19 protein-coding genes are annotated in these 21019 nt (G+C 37.9%); 3 read left to right on the top strand and 16 right to left on the bottom strand.

Going from position 1 to position 21019, the window contains the following annotated elements:
* The first annotated feature begins 6 nt into the window (after nucleotides 1-6).
* Entirely contained in the window at nucleotides 7-345 is a 339-nt protein-coding gene (gene fdx / locus ACLBWE_RS00785) for an ISC system 2Fe-2S type ferredoxin (RefSeq protein WP_003651552.1), read from the top strand.
* Between the two features lie 44 nt (nucleotides 346-389).
* Here the strand turns inward: fdx and ACLBWE_RS00780 are convergent, their stop codons facing one another.
* From ACLBWE_RS00780 to ACLBWE_RS00745, 8 genes are all read right to left on the bottom strand, one after another.
* The gene (locus ACLBWE_RS00780; RefSeq protein WP_004642669.1) at nucleotides 390-1856 is read right to left on the bottom strand and encodes an adenylate/guanylate cyclase domain-containing protein; all 1467 of its coding nucleotides are present in this window, start codon (nucleotides 1854-1856) and stop codon (nucleotides 390-392) included.
* A 56-nt stretch (nucleotides 1857-1912) separates the two neighbouring features.
* Complete coding sequence (locus ACLBWE_RS00775; RefSeq protein ID WP_002117900.1) at nucleotides 1913-2347, bottom strand: HIT domain-containing protein; 435 nt, start codon at nucleotides 2345-2347, stop codon at nucleotides 1913-1915.
* A gap of 201 nt (nucleotides 2348-2548) precedes the next feature.
* On the bottom strand, nucleotides 2549-6010 hold the full coding sequence (mfd, locus tag ACLBWE_RS00770; RefSeq protein ID WP_447600540.1) for a transcription-repair coupling factor: 3462 nt from the start codon (nucleotides 6008-6010) through the stop codon (nucleotides 2549-2551).
* 134 nt (nucleotides 6011-6144) lie between these two features.
* Nucleotides 6145-6501, bottom strand: coding sequence for a hypothetical protein (locus ACLBWE_RS00765; protein WP_045432652.1), 357 nt, complete (start codon nucleotides 6499-6501; stop codon nucleotides 6145-6147).
* An 82-nt stretch (nucleotides 6502-6583) separates the two neighbouring features.
* Nucleotides 6584-7516 (bottom strand): Dyp-type peroxidase, encoded by a 933-nt coding sequence (locus ACLBWE_RS00760; protein ID WP_347018359.1) that lies wholly within the window; start codon nucleotides 7514-7516, stop codon nucleotides 6584-6586.
* A 133-nt stretch (nucleotides 7517-7649) separates the two neighbouring features.
* Nucleotides 7650-8432, bottom strand: coding sequence for a glutathione S-transferase N-terminal domain-containing protein (locus ACLBWE_RS00755; protein WP_080758433.1), 783 nt, complete (start codon nucleotides 8430-8432; stop codon nucleotides 7650-7652).
* A gap of 21 nt (nucleotides 8433-8453) precedes the next feature.
* Nucleotides 8454-8960 (bottom strand): ribonuclease E activity regulator RraA, encoded by a 507-nt coding sequence (gene rraA / locus ACLBWE_RS00750; RefSeq protein ID WP_056479683.1) that lies wholly within the window; start codon nucleotides 8958-8960, stop codon nucleotides 8454-8456.
* A 12-nt stretch (nucleotides 8961-8972) separates the two neighbouring features.
* Complete coding sequence (locus tag ACLBWE_RS00745; protein ID WP_045432658.1) at nucleotides 8973-9638, bottom strand: nucleoside-diphosphate sugar epimerase; 666 nt, start codon at nucleotides 9636-9638, stop codon at nucleotides 8973-8975.
* Nucleotides 9639-9850: 212 nt separating this feature from the next.
* Here ACLBWE_RS00745 and rpsT point away from each other — a divergent pair, with 212 nt between their 5' ends.
* On the top strand, nucleotides 9851-10117 hold the full coding sequence (gene rpsT, locus ACLBWE_RS00740) for a 30S ribosomal protein S20 (protein ID WP_003651535.1): 267 nt from the start codon (nucleotides 9851-9853) through the stop codon (nucleotides 10115-10117).
* Between the two features lie 57 nt (nucleotides 10118-10174).
* Here the strand turns inward: rpsT and ACLBWE_RS00735 are convergent, their stop codons facing one another.
* On the bottom strand, nucleotides 10175-10909 hold the full coding sequence (locus ACLBWE_RS00735; protein WP_004642661.1) for a histidine phosphatase family protein: 735 nt from the start codon (nucleotides 10907-10909) through the stop codon (nucleotides 10175-10177).
* A gap of 57 nt (nucleotides 10910-10966) precedes the next feature.
* Complete coding sequence (locus ACLBWE_RS00730) at nucleotides 10967-11824, bottom strand: 3'(2'),5'-bisphosphate nucleotidase CysQ family protein (protein ID WP_005041033.1); 858 nt, start codon at nucleotides 11822-11824, stop codon at nucleotides 10967-10969.
* 297 nt (nucleotides 11825-12121) lie between these two features.
* On the opposite strand from ACLBWE_RS00730, the gene ACLBWE_RS00725 reads away from it, so the two are divergent.
* Entirely contained in the window at nucleotides 12122-12490 is a 369-nt protein-coding gene (locus ACLBWE_RS00725; RefSeq protein WP_127491629.1) for a hypothetical protein, read from the top strand.
* A 58-nt stretch (nucleotides 12491-12548) separates the two neighbouring features.
* On the opposite strand, the gene ACLBWE_RS00720 is transcribed toward ACLBWE_RS00725, so the two are convergent.
* From ACLBWE_RS00720 to ACLBWE_RS00695, 6 genes are all read right to left on the bottom strand, one after another.
* The gene (locus ACLBWE_RS00720; protein ID WP_447600535.1) at nucleotides 12549-13208 is read right to left on the bottom strand and encodes an SOS response-associated peptidase family protein; all 660 of its coding nucleotides are present in this window, start codon (nucleotides 13206-13208) and stop codon (nucleotides 12549-12551) included.
* A gap of 106 nt (nucleotides 13209-13314) precedes the next feature.
* Nucleotides 13315-15048 carry an ABC transporter ATP-binding protein gene (locus ACLBWE_RS00715; protein WP_447600533.1) on the bottom strand — a complete coding sequence of 578 codons (1734 nt, stop codon included), beginning with the start codon at nucleotides 15046-15048 and terminating at the stop codon, nucleotides 13315-13317.
* 13 nt (nucleotides 15049-15061) lie between these two features.
* Nucleotides 15062-16204: an ABC transporter permease gene (locus tag ACLBWE_RS00710; RefSeq protein WP_447600531.1), complete on the bottom strand. Its 1143-nt coding sequence runs from the start codon at nucleotides 16202-16204 to the stop codon at nucleotides 15062-15064.
* Between the two features lie 7 nt (nucleotides 16205-16211).
* Nucleotides 16212-17150: an ABC transporter permease gene (locus ACLBWE_RS00705; RefSeq protein WP_003651522.1), complete on the bottom strand. Its 939-nt coding sequence runs from the start codon at nucleotides 17148-17150 to the stop codon at nucleotides 16212-16214.
* Nucleotides 17151-17162: 12 nt separating this feature from the next.
* Nucleotides 17163-19175, bottom strand: coding sequence for a M3 family metallopeptidase (locus tag ACLBWE_RS00700; protein WP_447600528.1), 2013 nt, complete (start codon nucleotides 19173-19175; stop codon nucleotides 17163-17165).
* Between the two features lie 20 nt (nucleotides 19176-19195).
* Nucleotides 19196-21016: an ABC transporter substrate-binding protein gene (locus ACLBWE_RS00695; RefSeq protein ID WP_447600526.1), complete on the bottom strand. Its 1821-nt coding sequence runs from the start codon at nucleotides 21014-21016 to the stop codon at nucleotides 19196-19198.
* Nucleotides 21017-21019 lie beyond the last annotated feature (3 nt).

Below are 21019 nucleotides of genomic sequence, written 5' to 3'. Positions count from 1 at the left end.
ATCAATATGCCCCGCATTAAAGTACTTCCTCATGCTCAGATCTGCCCTGAAGGCGCAGAATTTGAAGTCGAACAAAATGCAAATCTTTGCCAAAGTTTGCTTGATCGAGGAATTAAAATTGAACACGCTTGTGACATGTCGTGTGCTTGTACAACTTGTCATGTAGTCGTTCGCAAGGGCTTTGACAGTCTAGAAGAAATGGATGACGTTGAAGCAGATCTTTTAGATCGGGCTTGGGGTCTTGAACCAGATTCTCGTCTCTCTTGCCAAGTGAAGATTGTTGATGAAGATTTAGAAATTGAGATTCCTAAATACACAATCAATCACGCTTCCGAAAATCATTAAAATAAAAAAGCTGCTTTAAAAGCAGCTTTTTTTTACTTCATGTTTTAAACTTGATCTTGTTGATCAATTTCAACTGGCTTAACTTCATCTTCAAGTCTTAACCGTGCAATGCCTTGAGTATTAATTAAAGTTTGTTGAACTTTAAGTCGTTGAACCATTTTCTCAAGTACTTCTACCAATTCTGGATATTCATAATTTTGTACTTCTTCTAAATTAAGTACTAAATGAAAGCCTTTATACTCATAGTCAAACCATTGTTGATGATCCGACTTATTCCCCGTGTACTTCTCCATCACCTGCCATGTCTTTACTGCACCTTGAATACCTTTTAAGTAAATTGGCGTTTTGGGAGCACAAAGAAAATCACTTTTGATTATTTGATAAGTATCATCCGAAATTAAGATTTCATCTATTTCAGCAGCATATTGTAAACGAGCTGCCAAATTCACATCACGACCTACAATGGTATAAGCCATACGATGCGTTGCCCCATAATTTCCTACGTGGCAGTAACCGGTACTAATTCCCATACGAATGTGCAAGGCTGAATAGCCCATTTTTTTCCATCGTTCACGTAACAATTTCATTTGCTGACGCATAGCGATTGCCATTTCTACACAGGCTTTAGCATCTTGTTCTACACCCTGAGAATTCGGATCACCAAAAAATATGAGGATAGCATCCCCCATAAATTTATCGACAGTAGCTTCATACTGCTTCGCAATTTCCGTCATATGGCTTAAATAATCATTAAGCAAAAATGCCAAATCATCAGGAATCAATGTTTCTGATAACTCTGTAAAGCCCTGAATATCAGAGAAAAACACAGTCATTTTTTTTCGTTTATATTCAATTTTTGCTTCCGCTTCACCGCGCATAATAGACTGCCACAACTGTAGCGGTGCATAACGACTTAACTGATTAGCAAAAGCAATATAGCGCGTCATTTGATCATAGTAATGTTGGCGCTGCTGACTGATTTTTTTAACCCAACGATGTTGGTAATAATTTCCAATGGTGATAAACATGACCAAACCTAAGAGTGTAATTACAGTTAACTCTTGGCTAGTCGGTTCAAAATATGTATAAAAACCAAATAGGAAAAAAGTACTTAAATAAAAAATAATCGCGCCTAGCAAGCTAGTCAAACAAATGACTGCGAAAGAAATACGACTATTAATTGCAGAATAAAATAATGCAAAAAGTGCAATAAATGTAGGCACCAAATTAAGATGCAGACCCGCTAAGGTAACCGCCACAACAATTGCATCAATTGCAAAAAAAACACTTTTTTGTGTTTTCTTATCAAATTGGTATTGAAGCCAGTGCTCTAACTTTGAGCTAATAAAAAGCAAAAATAGGAAGAAAGGTGGAACGTAGATCTGATAATTTGTATTAGGTGAGGTAAAAGCATAGATCACTAAAATTAAGGACAGAATTGAATATCCCATCAAGCGATGAAAATATGCAAACTGCTTAGGCTCTCTATCGATAAACCTCTCTAATTGCACCCTGTCCTCCATACCTCAATGTAGCCACATTCATATAAATGTGGCATTGCATTGATTTAATCCATGCGCCAATCAAAAGGCATATCACCTTGACCACGTAAAGCAAGCATAAGGGTTTGACGCATGTGAGCCAGTACATCATTTGTGTATGGAACAGCAGGTGTGCCCCAAACTGGCTTAGGCCATGCAACATCATTTTGATAACGCACGACGTGATGGAAATGCAACTGAGGCACCATGTTACCTAGAGCTGCAACATTCATTTTATCAGCACGGAATACTCGAGATAGCTGGCTAGACAACCAACTTGATTCGCGTAAAAACTGCTCTTGATCAGCTTGGCTCAATTCATATAATTCTGTGATTCCCGGCACACGAGGGATTAAAATCAGCCACGGGAATTGCATATCATTCATTAAACGACATGTTGAAAGCGGGAAATCGCCTACAAAAAAAGTATCTTGAGCAAGTTGTGGATGCAAACTAAACATATCTTTTATAAATGACAATAAACAATAATGGCTAATACTATCACATCAGTTTTGATGTGAGTATTGCTAGTGTCTGGTTTGATTACAAATAACAATGATTTTATGCACTTATTCACCACTCGATCCGATAAATCATGCATAAAACCATGCTATCAACTTACATAAAATTCACATGCAGTAAAAAATGCTTCAAAACATCATTTATACATGTATTTCAGTTAATAATTTCGCTAACAAATCGTTAATGAACTGGATACGTTTTTCATGTTCTTCAAGCTGAACCATAACCTTCAAACGCTGCCCACCATCCATGCGGTAATAGGTCGGATTTTTTTGCATTAACTGAATAATACTGATGGCTTGAACTGGAGTATCCGGTGAAAACTCTATATTACCGCCTTGTGTATTGATATCAATTTTGGTAATACCCAACTGCTCTGCTTTCAATCTAATTTGATGAACACTAAATAAGTGTTTTACAGATTGTGGTGGAACACCAAAACGGTCAATTAACTCCATACGGATATTGTCGAGTTTTTCTTGAGTATCTGTATTACTAATACGCTTATAAAACAACAAACGCTGATGAACATCACCTAAATACTCATCTGGAATAAGTGCTGGAATATGTAAAATAATTTCTGCAGTTAATGACAAAGGTGCATCAAAATTCGGCGTTTTGCCTTGCTGAATTGCCTTAGTGGCTTTCTCAAGCATTTCCATATACAGACTATATCCGATTGCCTGCATTGAACCACTTTGTTGCTCACCTAAAAGCTCACCCGCACCGCGAATTTCTAAATCTTCTGTAGCTAGCATAAAACCAGCACCTAAAGTTGAAGCACGCTGGATTGCATCTAAACGCTTCTCTGCATCACCTTTTAAATGTTTTATAGAAGGAACCAGTAAATAAGCATAAGCTTGGTGGTGTGAGCGTCCCACACGACCACGTAATTGATGTAATTGAGCTAAACCAAGTTTGTCAGCCCTTTCTATCAAAATTGTGTTGGCATTTGGAACATCAATTCCGGTTTCAATAATGGTTGAGCATACCAATACATTAAATTCTTTGTGATAGAACTGCTGCATGACTTGTTCAAGCTCTCTTTCTCTCATTTGGCCATGAGCTACTGCCACACGAGCTTCAGGCACAAGAACACGGATGTTTTCAGCAGCCCTTTCAATCGTATCGACTTCATTATGTAAGAAGTATACTTGGCCACCACGTAGTAATTCACGCAAGATGGCTTCTTTAATAGAAGCTTCCGTATGTTCTTGTACAAATGTTTTAACTGCTAAACGACGGGCTGGTGGAGTAGCAATGATAGATAGATCACGCATTCCCGAAAAAGCCATATTTAAAGTTCGTGGAATTGGTGTTGCGGTAAGCGTCAACATATCGACATCTGCACGCAATGCTTTGATACGCTCTTTATCACGCACACCAAATCGATGTTCTTCATCGACCACCATTAGGCCCAAGTCTTTAAATTGCACATTTTCTTGTAAAAGTTTATGTGTTCCCACCACAATATCCACTTTACCAGCAATTAAATCTTCAATATTTTTTGTATGGGCTTTATTTGAGCCAAAGCGTGACAACACTTCTATACGCACAGGCCAATCAGCAAAACGATCTTTAAAAGATTCATAATGTTGTTGTGCAAGTAAAGTTGTAGGTACTAAAACAGCAACTTGCTTACCGTTTTGCACAGCAACAAACGCAGCTCGCATTGCTACTTCAGTTTTACCGAAACCAACATCGCCACAAACAAGTCGATCCATAGGTCTAGCTTGTTGCATATCGTGAAGCGTGGCTTCAATAGCATTCGCCTGATCGAGCGTTTCTTCGTAAGCAAATCCACTGGCAAATTGCATATAAAGCGATTGATCGAGTTCAAAACCAAAACCAGGTTTTGACTGACGACGTGCTTGGATATGTAACAATTCAGCTGCAACATCATGAATTTGTTCTAAAGCTTTGCGTTTAGCTTTACTCCATGCATCACTTCCAATTTTATGCAGTGGAGCTAAATCTGGGTCTCCACCACTATAACGACTAATAAGATGCAAATTAGTCACAGGCACATAAACTTTTGCGCCTTCAGCATAATTTAGTTGCAAGAATTCATAATCTTGCCCTTCAATTGCTAAAGTAACTAATCCTGCATAGCGCCCCACACCATGATCAATATGGACAACAGGAGCATCAATACTTAATTCAGTCAAACTGCGAATTAAGAACTCTTCTGAAACTTCTTGCTGACGTTTACGACGACGCTGAACTACCCGATGTTCATATAACTGATTTTCTGAAATAACCGACAATTGGTCTGTTAAAAGTAAACCACGGTCTAGCGGTGCATTTGTAATAGCAATCGCAAACTGACTTGTCTGAAATTGTTCAAAACTGTCTACGCCTGGGATATCTCCTAAACTGGCACGTAAACCATCTCTTAAGCTTTCACGTCGACCTGCACTTTCTGCAACCAACAAGACCGGATGATTTGCTTCATCAATATATTTTTTGACTACCGCGAATGGTTTTTCTTTTTTTGGATCAACTGGTAACTTGGGTGGCTGCTCTACCTTAAGATTTAAAGCGCCAGCTTTTTCTTCAACTATTTCTGCGCTCACCAACATACGCGGAAATTGATTTAAAGCACTGAGCACATGATTTGGAGCAATAAATAATTCTTCAGGAGGAAGAATTGGTTGATCTACGTTATGACGCCTGTCTTCATAACGACGAAAAACTTCTTTCCAAAAATTAGTTAAATCAGTATCTATATCATTGGTTGTAATTACAATGCAATTCTTTGGGAAGTACGTTGTAAGTGTACTTTGCGATTGCATTTGTGCTTTATCAAAAAACAATGGCAAATAAAATTCAATTCCTGGTGAAGCAATTCCCTCTAGGACATCTTGATAAATCGGGTTTTTCTTAGGATTAGCCGTAGGGAAAAGTTCAGAATACCGATCTCTAAAAATTGAACGGGCTTCTTTTAGTGGAAATTCTTTTGCTGGTAAAACTGTAAAACTTTTTAAAGGCTTCGTTGTTCTTTGCGTTTCTGGATCAAAGAATTTTAATGTATCAATTTCATCATCAAACAGATCAATACGAATAGGCGCTTCTTGCCCTGACGCAAAAATATCCATAATACTGCCACGTACAGCAAACTCACCATGATCATAAACAGTGTCTACCAAATGATAACCGGCTTGTACTAAACGTAACTTTTGCTGTTCTAAATCGAATTTCTGTCCAACATGAATATCAAAGTGTTCACCCAAAACCCATGAATACGGTGCAACTCTTTGAGCTAAAGTACTTGCTGAAATGAGCAATACACCCTTCTGAGGCATATTAGATAAAATTGCGAGACGTTCTGAAACAATATCTTGATGAGGCGACAAGCGATCATACGGCAAGATTTCCCAATCGGGAAAAATTGTCGGTTTTATGCCATAAAACTCAAGTTCACTTTCTAATTGAGCAACATGTTGGTTATTTCTGGCGACTACAACAAGTAAAGAAGGATGCTGAACAGCAATTTCTTTAAATAATAATGCAGCAGATGAACCTAATAACGACCCCACCCAACGCTTTTCACCGGCTTTGAGCTGTTGTAAATTCAATTGAGAGATTTCTTGTTGAAACATGTATATGGCTTTTATCAGCTAAGAAGATATGAGCCTAATAGTAGCATGATGTTTTTAGTGAAATGAGTTATTTTTTTGAAAATCAAACTACTAGTTAGCTCTACTTTTTATATTTTTTAATCAATCAACTATGATTATTTATCACGCAAAAACAAAACGTAATATTGATTTAATATTTGTATAATCGCTTTAAGCTGAAGTAGCTTTTCTTGTGTATTTCCTAATCTTTCTACATAACGTTGGGTTGCGATTTCCAGATCAATCTTTTCATTAATTTGTGGAGTAATTAGGAATAATTTCTGAAGATTATCAAAATTTTGCAATTTACGGTTTGAGAAATACTCAAGATGTTCTGACCATTTCTCATTAATCAGCACATCCTTGATTATAGGACCGCGTTCAGAATCAAATTTTAATAGATTCTCTCGCAAGTAAATTTGTTCTGGTGTTTCTTTTGAGCCTTGAAAAAGCTGCGTTATCTTTTTAAACATTTCATCACATCATATTAATTTTCAATTCAAGCAATGGAAGTAATCTAGTTACTTCCATCATTTAAGCCTTTTAGTTTAACGACTAGTCATCACCTAAATCATCAAGAAAATCGACCGTTGGTACAAAAAATAAGGTACCAGTCTGAGCAGTACTAAAGTCAAGCAACCGATCAAGATTGCCCTGCTCATTTCCCAAGAACATGTTTTCAAGCATTTGTCGGGTTGTACTAAATTTACGCGAGTAACCAATAAAAAATGTGCCATATTCATTTTTTGAAGGATTTGAGAAAGGCATATTAGCTCGCATAATTTTAAGCTCATTACCTTCTGCATCATGCGCTTTACTGACTACATTATGTGCAGTTAGTGGCTTTTCATCATCACCTAACTCAATATCATTGAACTTTTTACGGCCAATCACTTTTTCTTGCTCTTCATCACTCAATCCACGCCATTTTTCCATGTCGTGTGTATATTTCTGGATAAAAGCATAACTTCCCCCGATAAAGTCAGGATCTTCATTGCCCACTAATGCCCATTGCGCTGCAATAACTGGTTCTGGATTCTCTGTCCCATCTACGAAGCCAATAATTGCCCGTCCATCAAAATAACGGAAACCATGCACTTCATCAATTGGATAAGTCACTTTACCAAGTTGTTGATTGATTATATTACCCAGCTCATAACATAAAGCCTGACGATCAGCACGAATATGAAAAAATAGATCACCAGCTGTTGAAACAGCCGTGTATTTCGGCCCTTTAATTTCTTTAAATGTTTCTAATTCTTGAGGCTTCGTTTGCTCTGGAAATAAGATATCCCATGCATTTGAACTAAAACCTAGTGTGGCATTAAACTTACTATCTGGATAACGATTAGTTAGACTTCTAGTTAATGCTGAAAAATTACTAGCAAAATCTTTTACTTTTTCTATTACAGAATCACCTTGAGTGAGTCCCAATACGATAAATAGTGCATTTTCACCAGGACTGCTCGTTACAGGTTGAATTCTCATACATTCCATAAAATATGCCTTATTTGGGTATTTAAACTCTTTAATTTAGCATATTCATGTTCTTATGAAATCTGATCTTTCTAAGAGTTTAAGTAAATTGACTTAAACTCTTACTAAAGCCTATCTTAATTAATCAACGACCATATTGCTTCTTTAAATATTTTACGATTTGAGCAGACTCAAACATCTTCACTCCCGTATTTGGGTCTACCAAATAAGGTACCTGCATTTTACCTTGCATAACAGGCAATATTTTTTCTCGTTTTCCACCTTTTAGAGGCACATATTTACCCGGTTTTAAGCGAAAAATAGCTGGGCCTTGATCTTGCCATCTTTCTTTTGCAACATTATGCAGAATATAAGGAAGCTCCAACTCACAGAGTAGACTTCTTACAACTCGTGAATAAGGACTTGCCTCAAAACTCCATAACTCAAGTTTTTGTTCAGGTACAGCTCTATTAATGATTTTTTTATTTATCCAAACTCCCCGAGCACCATTTAATATGGTCCCAGCAAATGCAGCATAAGGGACGTTTGGGTAACTCGAAAATTTCTGAGGCGTCTTCCCAGTCTTACCGTAGTGTTTAAATAAATGATGAATAATTTCTTGTGACTCATATAAGTAGTCACCTGTATTTTCATCTACTAAAAAAGGAAACCGTAATTTGCCACCTTTTTCTTTTACGACCGAACGATGTTTTGTCCCACCTTTAGGACATGGATAAATTTCTACATCCAGATTTAAAAGTGTAAGGACTTCACGGACACGACGGCAAAATGGTGAACCTTCAAATTCATATAACTTCAAGGCTTTTACAGGTTGCTGAGGAAATGCGGTACCTGTTACACCCCGACCACCTTCAGCAATTGCAGAGACAACTGCCTGTAATACTTTAATTTGATGATTCACCATCATGCGATCCTTTATAAACTGTGATTACACTAATTTTTCTTTTGAAATCACAATTCCATTATTATCAGCATAGATATAATCGCCTGATTGAATTGTGACACCACCAAAATACAAAGTGGTATCTACTTCGCCAATGCCTTTACGATTACTTTTTTGGGGAATTGCTGCCAATGCATGTATACCTAAATCAAGGCTAGCAATGGCATCGACATCGCGTACACAGCCATAGATTACGACACCATTCCAGTTATTTTTAACTGCCGATTCTGCAATCAGGTCACCCATAAGCGCACAACGCATAGATGCACCACCATCTACAACGAGTACCTTATCTGTACCATCTGTTGCCAATAACTCTTTTACGCGCGAGTTATCTTCAAAACACTTTACTGTTACAACCTGTCCCCCAAAAGTTTTACGCGCTCCATAACTTTGAAAGAACTTTCCATCCATTGAGGGAATTACAACTTGTAAGTCTTTTTCAGGGTTATCATCTAATAAATCACATGTTACAAACGGTACTGTCGACACTTCCATTCTCCCTTATCGAGTTTTCTGTATGCTCAGATTATCATATCGTTTGAATGCTTCAATTTGCGTTAGCGCCGCTACGACCATGGTATGAGCCAATTGCTCCGCCGTCACAGGTTTATATTTGAATGGTTTTTGCCATTTATTCTCAATAAATTTAAATAGACTTTGCCCCAAATCCTCTATAAGCCGTACATCACTGCGCTTACCAATCAGTAAAGAGGGTCTAAAAATAGATAATTTTTCAATTCCCAAACTCTCAATATAATCTTCCAACTGTCCTTTCACTTTATTGTAGAAAATTGGTGAGTTTGCATTTGCACCAAGGGCACTCACCAATAAAAGGTGAATATGTTTATCTTGTACCAAATCTGCCAAATGGGCATTGATTTCATAATCTACCGCGTAGAAGCCTTGCTTTGAGCCCGCATTTTTTAATGTTGTTCCCAGACAGCTAAATGCATGGGTATAACCATTCACATCTTCATCATTCAACATTAAGAAATCTTCTATGATGAGCTGGTTAACTTTGTCATATGTATTAAATACTTGAGATTCTTTTCTAACCACCAGCGTAATGGCTTCAAATTCTGGAGCCTGCTGGAGCTTTTCAACAAGTGCTAATCCGACCAACCCTGTTGCGCCGAGCACAATCGCTTTTTTCTTACTTGCTGTCATTTTTTATCCATCCCTCTTTAACTTTGTTTTAAATTTAACCTTTTCTTACCGTTTTAACAGCCCCTAAAACAGCTTAAAACGTTCTCAAGGCTTGACTTCACGGTGTCTATTCATCACAATATGGCACTTGTTTACGGGCTGGTGATGGTTGCACCAGTTTACTGGATTGACCACAGCCCGCCCAGACCAACTTATTTTCAAGGAGTGCAAGAGTGGCAAACTCTGCTCAAGCTAAAAAACGTGCGCGTCAAAACGTTACTGCACGTAAACACAACGCAAGCTTGCGTTCTATGGTTCGTACATACATCAAACGTACTTTAAGTGCAATTGCTGGTGGTGATCATGCTGTTGCTACAGAAGCTTACCAAAAAGCTGTTCCTGTAATCGACCGTATGGCTGATAAAGGCATCATCCACAAAAATAAAGCTGCTCGTCATAAGAGCCGTTTAAATGCTCAAGTTAAAGCGTTAGCTAACTAATTAAAGCATGTAAAAAAAGCCCAATAGGGCTTTTTTTATTATCTATCATTTTTGAGCTTATAGCGTTTTTCCAAATTTGGCTACATTTAGCTCATAGGCCTTACCTCTCCAAATCCATTTTAATTTGCAATTTGGAAATTCTTCGCCTTCAAACCATACAAATAGGCCTTCCATCATTTCAGGCCAATCTTCTTTCTTAATTTCATTTTCACCAGAAATTACAGCAACAATTGCAGCAATAATAGTGTCATGGCTGACAGCTAAACTAAGCCCACCTTGAGTTTTAGGATGCGTATGATAAATAAGCTCTAGTACATCTAAAACACCAGTAATTGGGTGTTTCATACCAGGTAATGCATTATTTACAAAACTATTAATAAAACCCAAAGCACCTTGCTTTTTAAAATAAGGGGCAGCTTGTTGTATGTCTAGTACAAAACTCCCTGGCTCAACCAGTAATCCTTGCTCAATAATTTCAATCGTATGTGTATTAAATTCAGGACTTACGGCATCAGCCCCTTCGATCATGAGTGCAGCCGTATCGACACAACGTTGTATTGGACTTGAAATACAATGCTGAATAACACGATCTGTATTTTTAATTAAATAGTTACCCCATGCCTGCGCAAGCTCACGCCCTTGAGGAGTGAGTTGGAGGTCATATCCAGCTAAGCCCTGCCCATCCACAAGTTCTCTTAGAGAATGACGCGTAAATAAGGTTACAGGAGTTGAAGCATCGGGCAATAAATCAATTGCTTCAAACATACTTTTAGGCAATAAATCGAGTGCCATTTTTATCTTGTCATCTTTTTTCAATACTTTGCCACTATAACATGTCTGGCATAACTCTCAATCAATAACACCTGCTTGGGCTAATGCTTCAAATGCTATTTTTTTGCTTTCCTGATCACGAAATGCGATAAAGCCCTTATTTAAAACCGTGTGTCTCTGATTATATTCAAAAGGTTTTCCATCAAGAGTAAGTAAGCCACCGCCTATACTTTCCAACAAACCTTGACCAGAACTTGTGTCCCATTCAGAAGTTGGATGAAATCGCGGGTAAATATCGATTTCACCTTCTAGCATCATGCAGAATTTGTAGGCACTTCCAGCTTCTCGTCGAATAATGCTATGTTTTTCTTCAATAGGTTGAATAAATTTTTGATATTTCGGGTTTTTACTGCCATGACTAAGTCCTATTTGAATAGGCTCATCTGGCGAAAACGAAGTTATTTGATATTGATACCACTGTTTTTGAGTGAAACTATATTTAAAAGGTAAATCTTGCAGATATCCCAAGTACACGACTTGTTCACATGGCACAGCAATAACTGAAAAGATCGTTTCTTTACCCTTAATCAAACTTAGGTTGATCGTAAACTCATCACGCTCATGTATGAATTCTTTAGTTCCATCAAGAGGATCTAACATCCAGCATGTGGACCACTCATGCCGAGCACTATAATCACTTTCTTCAGACAAAACCGGCAAGTCTGGCGTAATCTCTGCCAAGTGCTTTAATAAGAAAAGGTTCACTTTTAAATCTGCTTGAGTTACAGGTGAATCATCTTGTTTTTCGTGAATAGTAAACTCATAACCCGCAGAATAATTTTGATATTCTTGTAATAAAATCTGGCTCGCTTGTTCCAAAACTGGAAGAAGCTGATTAATCAAAGTATCTTGTGGACGCGTAGTTGTTATAAACATAAATATGCTCTACATAGTTTCATTTCTATTATAGGTGAATTATGAACAATTCAGTATTCGCCAACAGTTTGATTTACTAAAATAGTCATTTATCTTAATCATTAGGTAAGCGCTGCTTTCTGTGCATGCTATATAGCTAATATGAATAATTATAGTGTTTAAAAAAGCCTTTATTTTGTACAAAAAACAATCTATAAGTTATGAAAAATAAACAACTTAAATCAGATTTATCCATTTCCTTTTCATATATTTCTTGTTATGTTCAATCACACAATAACAAGATGGAAGAAAGCGCACATGATGCTATATGGATATCATTTCTCGACAATAGAACATAACTGGGAAGAACTCACGCCCTTAAATGAGTTCCTACAAACATTTGCAGACGATGATGGTGATGTTTCAACAAGAGATAAAGAGTCTCTCAAAGAAATCATTGCGAAATCAGATACGGCTTTAGCTTTAGCAAGAGAAATGGGTTGGGATGGTAGTTACACTGGATGTCCTTATCTATTCTGGTTACCAAGTAAAAATAGCCAGTCTTTTGAATATGGCTTTGTATTTAAACAGACATCAGACAATACCACTTTTGTGATTTCACCAATTGAGTTGAGCTATCTAGCTCAAGATTCAGAAGTGCAAACATTAAGTAAAACTATTGAATAAGCAATATAGGTTATTGATTCAGATTTGATATCAATAACCTCATCTTATTTTAGATAGATTAGTCAAACATGCTTAACTGTGGTGTAGGTTTTATAATTTTTTCTTTTGGTACATGCGAGCATTCAAATTCTTCAACTGGAAAACCTTCGATAAAGCTTGAAATATCAGGTGATTCCAAACTCAACCACTCTTCTAATCGGTCATGTGGAATCACAATAACTGATCTTTTGACATCTCCAGGCTCATGAAAATCTTTCATCATAGGATGATCTATAGCATCCATGGTCAACATACTTGCAGAACGAATAATCGTTTCATTTATTTTGCAAATTTCATAGATTGCTGCAATATAAAAAGCCTGTCCATCTTTACGGCGTACACCCCACCGCTCAGGTTTATCATTTATATATTTACTTTCATAGAATTCCATCACCGGAATCACACCAAACTTACATTTAAGTGCAGCTTCTTGAAAACTCGGTTTTTGGAAAATCGTTTCATGACGGGCATTGTAAGTATGTTTTGCTATGTTTGTATCTTCAGCCCATTTGGGAACTAGGCCAAACATGACTTCACGCCACTCAAGACCTTGTGGTAATTTAAATAATAGTGGCATTGTCCCCGCAGGGTAAACCTCTTCAGCATAGCTAAAGCCAACCACAGGCAACTGGAGTTGCTGCAATTGGGCAAGAGTTAAAGGTTTAAAGTTGGCACACATAGCAAGAATAAACTACAGTATTTTAACTCTCTTATTTTATAAGCATTTAGCCTATAAACCAAATAAAAAGGCACTCGAAAGTGCCCTTAACGACATAACTTTACGCTTATGAAATGTGTTGAATCCCTTGAGGAATCGCCTGCAATAGACGTTTAGTGTAATCATGTTGAGGATGTGCATAGAGCTCATCCGAATTGGCAATTTCAACAACTTCACCATGATTCATGACCATCACCTGATCAGATATATATTTCACAACAGATAAGTCATGTGAAATAAAGATATAACTGAGTCCAAACTCATCTTGTAAGTCTTGTAATAAGTTAAGTACCTGTGCTTGAACCGAAACGTCTAGTGCTGAAACAGATTCATCACAAATCAAAATTTCAGGTTTTAGGGTTAAACAGCGTGCAATCGCAATACGCTGACGTTGCCCCCCAGAAAACTCATGTGGATAGCGATAATAAGCTTGCTCAGGTAAATTCACTCGCTCAAGTAATCCAAGCGCAATTTGTTTACGTTCAGCATCATCTTTACCAATGTTATGAATTTGCATGGGTTCCAAAAGAATCTGACCAACTGTAAAGCGTGGATTAAGAGAAGCATATGGGTTTTGAAAGATAATCTGGATTTTACGTTGATATTTAGCAAACTCTTTCTCAGTTAATGAAAGAATATCTTTTCCTTCAATGAAAGCTTGCCCACCTGAAGCTTCATGTAACCGCATGAGTAGTAGTCCAACGGTTGTTTTACCTGAACCGGATTCACCGACTAAACCTAAAGTTTTTCCTTTAGCAAGTTTAAAAGAAACTCCTTTTACGGCCTGAAACTCTTCTTTACCAAATAAACCTTTACGACTATAAAAGCTTTTTTTCAGATCTTTTACTTCTAAAATAATTTGCTCATCACCATTTAAGCCACGTTTGCGCTGCGGAATTTCCGAAGCATCAAAACTTTTCTCAATCAAGATGTCGTCTTCTTGGCACATAAAATCACTGGTCACAGGTAATCGATAAGGACGCTGTGATATTTGTGGACGACAGTAAAGTAATGCTCGGGTATATACATCTTTAGGTTGCTCAAGAACCTGTTCAGCAGCGCCTTGCTCTCTAATTTCACCATGACGCATCACAATGACTTTATCTGCAATTTCACCGACCAGTGCCAAATCGTGAGTAATAAAAAGCATCGACATTTGACGGCGCTTACGCAACGATTCGAGTAAATCAATAATCTGCTTTTGAATTGTGACATCAAGTGCAGTGGTTGGCTCATCGGCAATCAGTAGTTTAGGTTCACAAGCAATCGCCATTGCAATCATGACACGTTGCTGTTGACCACCTGAAAGTTGATTTGGATAGGCATTAATTTTAGTTTCAGGTGAAGGAATGCCTACTTCTTTAAGTAGCTCTAAAACGCGTTGTCGGGCTTGTTTACGGTTCAATCCCATATGCAAACACAACACTTCTGCAATTTGATTACCAACTGTAAAAACTGGGTTTAAAGATGACATCGGCTCCTGAAAAATCATGGCAATGTCTTTACCACAGATTTTCCGCATCTCTTTACGAGATAAACTGAGTAGGTCTTTGCCTTCAAATATAATTTTACCTTGATCATCAATTTTGCTTTGCCCTACAGGCAGTAATCCCATAGTTGCCAAAGAAGTTACCGATTTACCACTACCCGATTCACCGACTAAAGCAACTGTAGTATTTGCTGGAATATCAAAAGAAATTCCTTTTACGGTTTCAATATATTGCTTATCTTCACCTTTAAAACTTACCCGTAAATTTTTAACATGAAGCAACGGCGCATTCTTATATTCTTGTTCTATCATTTGGACCTTCCTCTTATTTTAGCTTTGGGTCTAATGCATCACGAAGTGCATCAGTAAACATTGAGAATGCCGTAACCAAAACAGCCATTGCGACAGAGGCTGCGACTAACTGCCACCATTTACCTAAAAGAAGTTCACTTTGTGCTTCATTTAACATACTCCCCCAAGACACCACACCTACTGGTACACCAAAACCCAAGAAACTCAAAATGACTTCAGATTTAATAAAAGAAACCACCAAAATCGACATTTGGACTAAAGCGATATGGCTGACATTTGGAAAAATATGAATGAACATACGGCGGAAATGTCCAACGCCAATTGCTTTAGCTGCAAGAACGTACTCACGTGCAGTATGTTTCATATATTCGGCACGAATTAAGCGATAAACGCCTGTCCAACCCGTTAAACCTAAAATCAGAACAATAGATAAAATGCCTTTTTGTTGAAGCACGGCAGCAATAGCAAGCACTAATAATAAATATGGAATTGAGGTGAAAATGTTGTAAAACCAGTTGAGAATATCATCCACCCAACCGCCAAAATATCCTGAAATTGCACCTAAAAGTGTACCAATGCCTACCGCAAGTAAAGCCGATATCACCCCAACAATAATTGAAGTTTCAGCCCCTTTAATTGTTTTCTTTAAAACGTCTTGTCCCCACTTATCAGCGCCAAACACAAGTGTGCTTTTAAGCTCGGCTTGCTGGTCTAATAAATGTCCGCCAAGTTGCTGATCGATCGCTTTCATATCATCGGCTAATGGATCAACTACACCATAGTAATCAATCGCATCCCCTGAACTCTTGCTTTGTTTAATCTGCGCATTCAGTTTTTTGATAACATCTTTTAATGGATCGACTGGATTTATCGGTAATTCCTCGTCAACCGCCGCTGCATTTTGTCCAGCATCTGTGGTCTTATCTGCACCTATAAATGTGGGTGGTGCATAACTCACTGCAACTTCCTTATTCCAGTCAGATGCAATCACACCCGTCATTGATAGAATCAAGATAATAAAATAAAGCAATACAATCGCTAGTGATGACATCGCAATTTTGTCAGCCCGAAGACGTCGCATGGCAAGTTTCCACAGGCCAGATGAATGAGATTCGGCTTTTGTTTGTTCTTTTCTTTTTGATAAAACGCTCAGCATAGCCCACCTACTTCAACTGTACACGTGGATCAACCACTTTGTAGACCAAATCGGCAATCAGGTTAAAAATCATGGTTGCAGCTGCGATGTATACTGTAATTGCCTTAATAACAGGAAAATCACTTCGTTCAACTGCAATAATGACCTCTCGACCAATACCGGGAATACCAAAAAAACGTTCAATTAAAAATGCGCCTATGAGTAATGCAGGTAAAGTTGACATCACGTCGGTAATAATAGGAATTGAAGCGTTACGCAGTACATGTACACCTAAAATTCGGCTTTCACCTACACCTTTGGCACGTGCTGTTCGAACATAGTCCTGATTAATTTCATCAAGCACAAAACTACGATATAAACGTAAGGTTGGTGCAATACTCACAACTAACATGATTAAAATTGGAAGTAAGGCAAATTTAAATAAATTCTCGGTAAAGGTGTCACTCCAGCCTTGTACAGGAAACCAACTGAGCTGATAAGCCAAAACATATTGAAAAACAATAATGTAAACTAAAATACTAATTGACATAGCAATAGTACATAGCATCATGACCATACGGTCGGTTAGAGAACCTCGTACCGCTGCAACAGCCAATGCTAAAATAATTGAAATAACGGTTTGTAAAATAGTGAGTGGAATTAAAAGCGTTAATGACGGCCCTAATCGAGTTAAAATAATTTGGGAAACAGGTTCGCCAGTACTCCAACTCGCACCATAGTCAAAAGTCAGAATCTGCTTAATGAAAATCCAGAGTTGAACATAATACGGCTGATCAACACCTAGCTGTTTACGAATGTTTTCGATTTGCTCAGGATTAGACATCTTGCCTGCTAAAATATAGGCAGGATCTCCACCGACCCAGTTAAAAAGAATAAAAATAAGTAAGACTACTCCCAACATGGTTGGAATCATCTGCCATAAACGCCGAATAACATATGCCAGCATAGTGATAATTCCTTATTTAACCCGTTGTCCGGTAATTTCATTAAAGAACGCTTTATTGTCAGGCTCACGACCAAGAAAATCTTTCACTAGCTCAGCAGCTGGTTTTTGGCTACCCTGCGATAAAATCGTTTGACGGTAACGTTGTCCTACTTGCGGATTATTGAGGTTATCGCCATAAGCAGAAAGCATGTCTAAAGCCAAAACTTCAGACCACATATAGCCGTAATAACCTGCTTGATACCCACCCATCAAATGCCTAAACTGACCTGGAAATTCAGTTGTTGGTACATAACCTAAGGCTGTAGTGGCTTCCATTTTTTGCCAAGTTTCCAAAGGTTTTACTTTTAAGGCATCAGCAGTATGCAATGACATATCGTACTGGGCATAGAGTGTCTGACGTGCATAACGCAAACCACGTCCATAGTTATGCACGGCTTTTAAACGTGCAATTAACTCATCATCAACACGTGGACATGCTGGATCACAATAATCGGCAACTTTAGATAAGGTTTCTTTACGGCGTGCCCACTCTTCATACATTTGAGACGGGGCTTCTACAAAATCACGTTCTACAGATGTTCCTGACTGACTGGCATAACGTGTATTTGATAAAATGCCATGCAAGGCATGACCAAACTCATGAACAAAAGTTTCTAGCTCGTCACTATTTAAACCTTTGCGGTTAAAATTGGTGACCAATGCTGAAACTGGTAATCTATTGGTTAAAGTGCTACCACCGTATACTCCCCAAACCGCGGCATGACCATATTTCCCTTCACGAGGGAATTTATCCATATATAGGCCGCCAAGAAGCTTTCCTGTCTTTTTATCAACTACATCGTAATATTCAACTTCGTCCTGCCATGCTTTTACTTTGACAGGTTTAAAGTCAATACCGTAAAGGTCAGATGAAATGGCAAACAACCACTTTTGAGCAGCTAAAGTTGGGAAATAATCACGAAGTTTTTCCTGATCAATCTGATATTTACTCTTACGAAGTTTTTCACTCCAGTAAGCTTCACTCCAACGTGTTATCTCAGTTTTATCTAATGGCGTTTTTAAAGTTTGCGCTTTAAATGCTCGGAGTTCTTCGACTTCTTTACGTTCAAGGGGTGCTACTGTTTTTTGTACGTCTGCCAAAAAATGGTTTACAGCATCAGGGGTTTTAGCCATACGATCTTTTAAAACCCAATCCGCATAGCTTGCTTTTCCAAACAATTGTGCCAACTCATAACGCAAATCTATTGCCTGCTTGAGTAGTTTTAAATTTTGCTCAGTACCACGTCTTGTAAAAGCAATCTGATATCTTTTTCGGGCATCATCGTTATCTGCCAACTCCATAAATGGCCGATATTCTGGATATTCAAAACCAACCAAATAATTTCCTTTCGCATTCTTTTTCAAACCTGAAATATAACTTTCTGGTAAACCCTTCATCTCTTCAGGAGTAAACTCAAGTTTTTCAGGGTTATCACGAACGTTACGGGCATATTCTTGTTCTAATTTAGTCAATTCATCCAGAATAGCTTTCATTCTTGCGCGTTTTGTAGGTTCAAGTTGAACACCTGTATCTTCAAATTGGCTCAAAATATCTTGACGATATTTTTTATCAACAGGGTCCGTTGCTTGTGTATTTTTAATCAAGTTATATAGCTTGGGATTTTGAAACATATCAGTGTGAAATTGATTAATTTTGATTTCACAATCTTCGGCTGCCTTACGCAACTTTGCATCTGGGTCTACGTTGCTATATAAGCTTATCGGACCTGAAAAATCTTCAAAATGAGCAAAAATTTTATCCCATTTTGCTAAAATAGGTGCCGCTGCTGCGTTAGCATTAACAGGTGTTTTCTCAAAGTCTGTAATCTGTTGCTGAATTTTTTTTAAATTAGAATCACACCATGTTGGAAGCTGCTTTGCTTTAAGTAGTGGTAATGTACTACGAGTTGTTTCAGCTGAAGCGTATTGGTTTATACCTATAGCCAACATACATAACGTTGTCATTTTTAGTGTTTTATTCTTCATCATATCTCCAGATTTTTCATTTAATGATTAGATTTAGTATTTGTATCAATATCAAAGTACATCCACTCAGCATGTAAAATTGGATGCTTTTTATAGCCAATGACACGCGGCTGGGCCAACATATTTCGGTAGCGGGCATAGGACATCTGCACAGGCATATAGACTTCTAATAAACGCGTCATTTTTCGATAAAGTGCATCCCGTTCAGAGCCAGCTTTCATTTGTTGGGTTTGGCGATACAACTGGTCAAACTCTGGAATCGGACCACAAGACCAGTTCGTCATATGCGTATTGGGACCATAAAAATTCTGCATAAAATTATCCCCATCTGGATAATCAGCAATCCATGCAGACGCACCAAACATACCTTCACACTGTTTTTGCGCTCGAATGAGGTCTGCAAAAAGCATTGGTTTAAACACCATTCGAATATTCAAACTATCAAAGTTTTTTTTCCAAAGTTCAGCACTTTGTTGACCAATACTGTCACTACGAGCCATATATTCAATGACAAGGGGCTTCCCATTTGGTTGAGTGCGCCAACCTGATGCATCTTTTTTATAGTGATATCTATCTAATAGTAAATTTGCTGCTTTCACCGAATATGGCGTACTGGTTCTATACTGAGGGTCATATCCCACTACACCGGGTGGAACTGGAAAATGTAGACGCTCGGCATCATCATTTCTTACTAATTTAATTTCTTGATCTAGTGAGCGAGACATTGCAATTGCACGGCGTAAAGCAATTTTTTCTTTACTCATTCCCCCAACAACCGGATTTTTAAGGTTCCAATAAATATAGCTAATTTCAGGATCAACAATACGAGATAAATGCACACCTTCTTTAGCCAGCTCAGGTCTTAATTTACCGTCTTTAATCGCCTTCGCGACCAATTGCCCTTCAAGCTGAAATATATCAATCTCACCACGCTGAAATGCCAGCCATCGTGATTGGTTTTCTTCCATAACCTGAATATCGATTGTGCCTATTTGAGGCATTTTTTTACCTTTAAGGCGTTTTACAATTGCCCCATCCTCAGGGCTACTGGCTGCAAAGTTCCAAGTAAAGCCGCGATAATCGGGATTCGCTTTTAGAACAATGCGCGAAGCTGGCACCCACTTACTCAGTACATAAGGGCCTGTACCTACAGGATGTCCCATGACAAAACCAGCTTTATCCTTATATTTTTCTATTACTTCACGTGCTACTGCACCTGTCGGGTCATGTGCCAGTAATAAAGGAAAGTTATAATCTGGTTTAACTAATCGGATCACTAAGGTGTATCTATCTGGTGTTTGTAAACCACTTACCTTTTGGTCATAGTTAAATTTTCCAGTTTTATTGGCTGCGTTTATTAATGCATCCATACCTTCGATTTTGTTCTCTAACAACCAGCTATTGGGAGAACGTAAATTCGGATCCAATAAGCGCTTAAAAGAATAAGCATAATCATTGGCTGTTAATTCTCGTGGTTTACCTTTAAAAACAGGGTCCGGTGTAAAATAAATACCTTTTTGAATGTGAATGGTATAGGTCAGACCATCGGCACTGACTTGTGGCATAGTTGTAGCAATATGAGGAACTAATTTTGCGGGCCTTGCTAAATAGTCATACGTATATAAAGTTTCAAATATTGAAGTGGTTACATGCGCCGAATATAAATCATGGATATAAGCTGGGTCGAAACCTGTTTCAGCTGTCGGGAATACATAACGTAAAACTTTATTTGGGTCGGCTGGGCTTTTCGCAAAAATACTTGTAGATCCAGTTAATGCCATGCTGGCAAGTAACAAACCGACACCACAATGCTTGAGCTGTTTTATTAAATTTTCAGTCATATT

Source organism: Acinetobacter sp. M5A5_2a (assembly GCF_053345265.1).
The sequence above is the reverse complement of the archived record's forward strand: the minus strand, read 5'-3'. Positions and strand labels throughout refer to the sequence as shown.

Excerpts from the sequence above, each read along its gene's own strand:
- fdx (WP_003651552.1), top strand. The coding sequence starts at position 7 with ATGCCCCGCATTAAAGTACTTCCTCATGCTCAGATCTGCCCTGAAGGC.
- ACLBWE_RS00775 (WP_002117900.1), bottom strand. The coding sequence starts at position 2,347 with ATGTTTAGTTTGCATCCACAACTTGCTCAAGATACTTTTTTTGTAGGC.
- mfd (WP_447600540.1), bottom strand. The coding sequence starts at position 6,010 with ATGTTTCAACAAGAAATCTCTCAATTGAATTTACAACAGCTCAAAGCC.
- ACLBWE_RS00765 (WP_045432652.1), bottom strand. The coding sequence starts at position 6,501 with ATGTTTAAAAAGATAACGCAGCTTTTTCAAGGCTCAAAAGAAACACCA.
- ACLBWE_RS00760 (WP_347018359.1), bottom strand. The coding sequence starts at position 7,516 with ATGAGAATTCAACCTGTAACGAGCAGTCCTGGTGAAAATGCACTATTT.
- ACLBWE_RS00755 (WP_080758433.1), bottom strand. The coding sequence starts at position 8,432 with ATGATGGTGAATCATCAAATTAAAGTATTACAGGCAGTTGTCTCTGCA.
- ACLBWE_RS00745 (WP_045432658.1), bottom strand. The coding sequence starts at position 9,638 with ATGACAGCAAGTAAGAAAAAAGCGATTGTGCTCGGCGCAACAGGGTTG.
- ACLBWE_RS00735 (WP_004642661.1), bottom strand. The coding sequence starts at position 10,909 with ATGGCACTCGATTTATTGCCTAAAAGTATGTTTGAAGCAATTGATTTA.
- ACLBWE_RS00730 (WP_005041033.1), bottom strand. The coding sequence starts at position 11,824 with ATGTTTATAACAACTACGCGTCCACAAGATACTTTGATTAATCAGCTT.
- ACLBWE_RS00725 (WP_127491629.1), top strand. The coding sequence starts at position 12,122 with ATGATGCTATATGGATATCATTTCTCGACAATAGAACATAACTGGGAA.
- ACLBWE_RS00720 (WP_447600535.1), bottom strand. The coding sequence starts at position 13,208 with ATGTGTGCCAACTTTAAACCTTTAACTCTTGCCCAATTGCAGCAACTC.
- ACLBWE_RS00715 (WP_447600533.1), bottom strand. The coding sequence starts at position 15,048 with ATGATAGAACAAGAATATAAGAATGCGCCGTTGCTTCATGTTAAAAAT.
- ACLBWE_RS00710 (WP_447600531.1), bottom strand. The coding sequence starts at position 16,204 with ATGCTGAGCGTTTTATCAAAAAGAAAAGAACAAACAAAAGCCGAATCT.
- ACLBWE_RS00705 (WP_003651522.1), bottom strand. The coding sequence starts at position 17,150 with ATGCTGGCATATGTTATTCGGCGTTTATGGCAGATGATTCCAACCATG.
- ACLBWE_RS00700 (WP_447600528.1), bottom strand. The coding sequence starts at position 19,175 with ATGAAGAATAAAACACTAAAAATGACAACGTTATGTATGTTGGCTATA.
- ACLBWE_RS00695 (WP_447600526.1), bottom strand. The coding sequence starts at position 21,016 with ATGACTGAAAATTTAATAAAACAGCTCAAGCATTGTGGTGTCGGTTTG.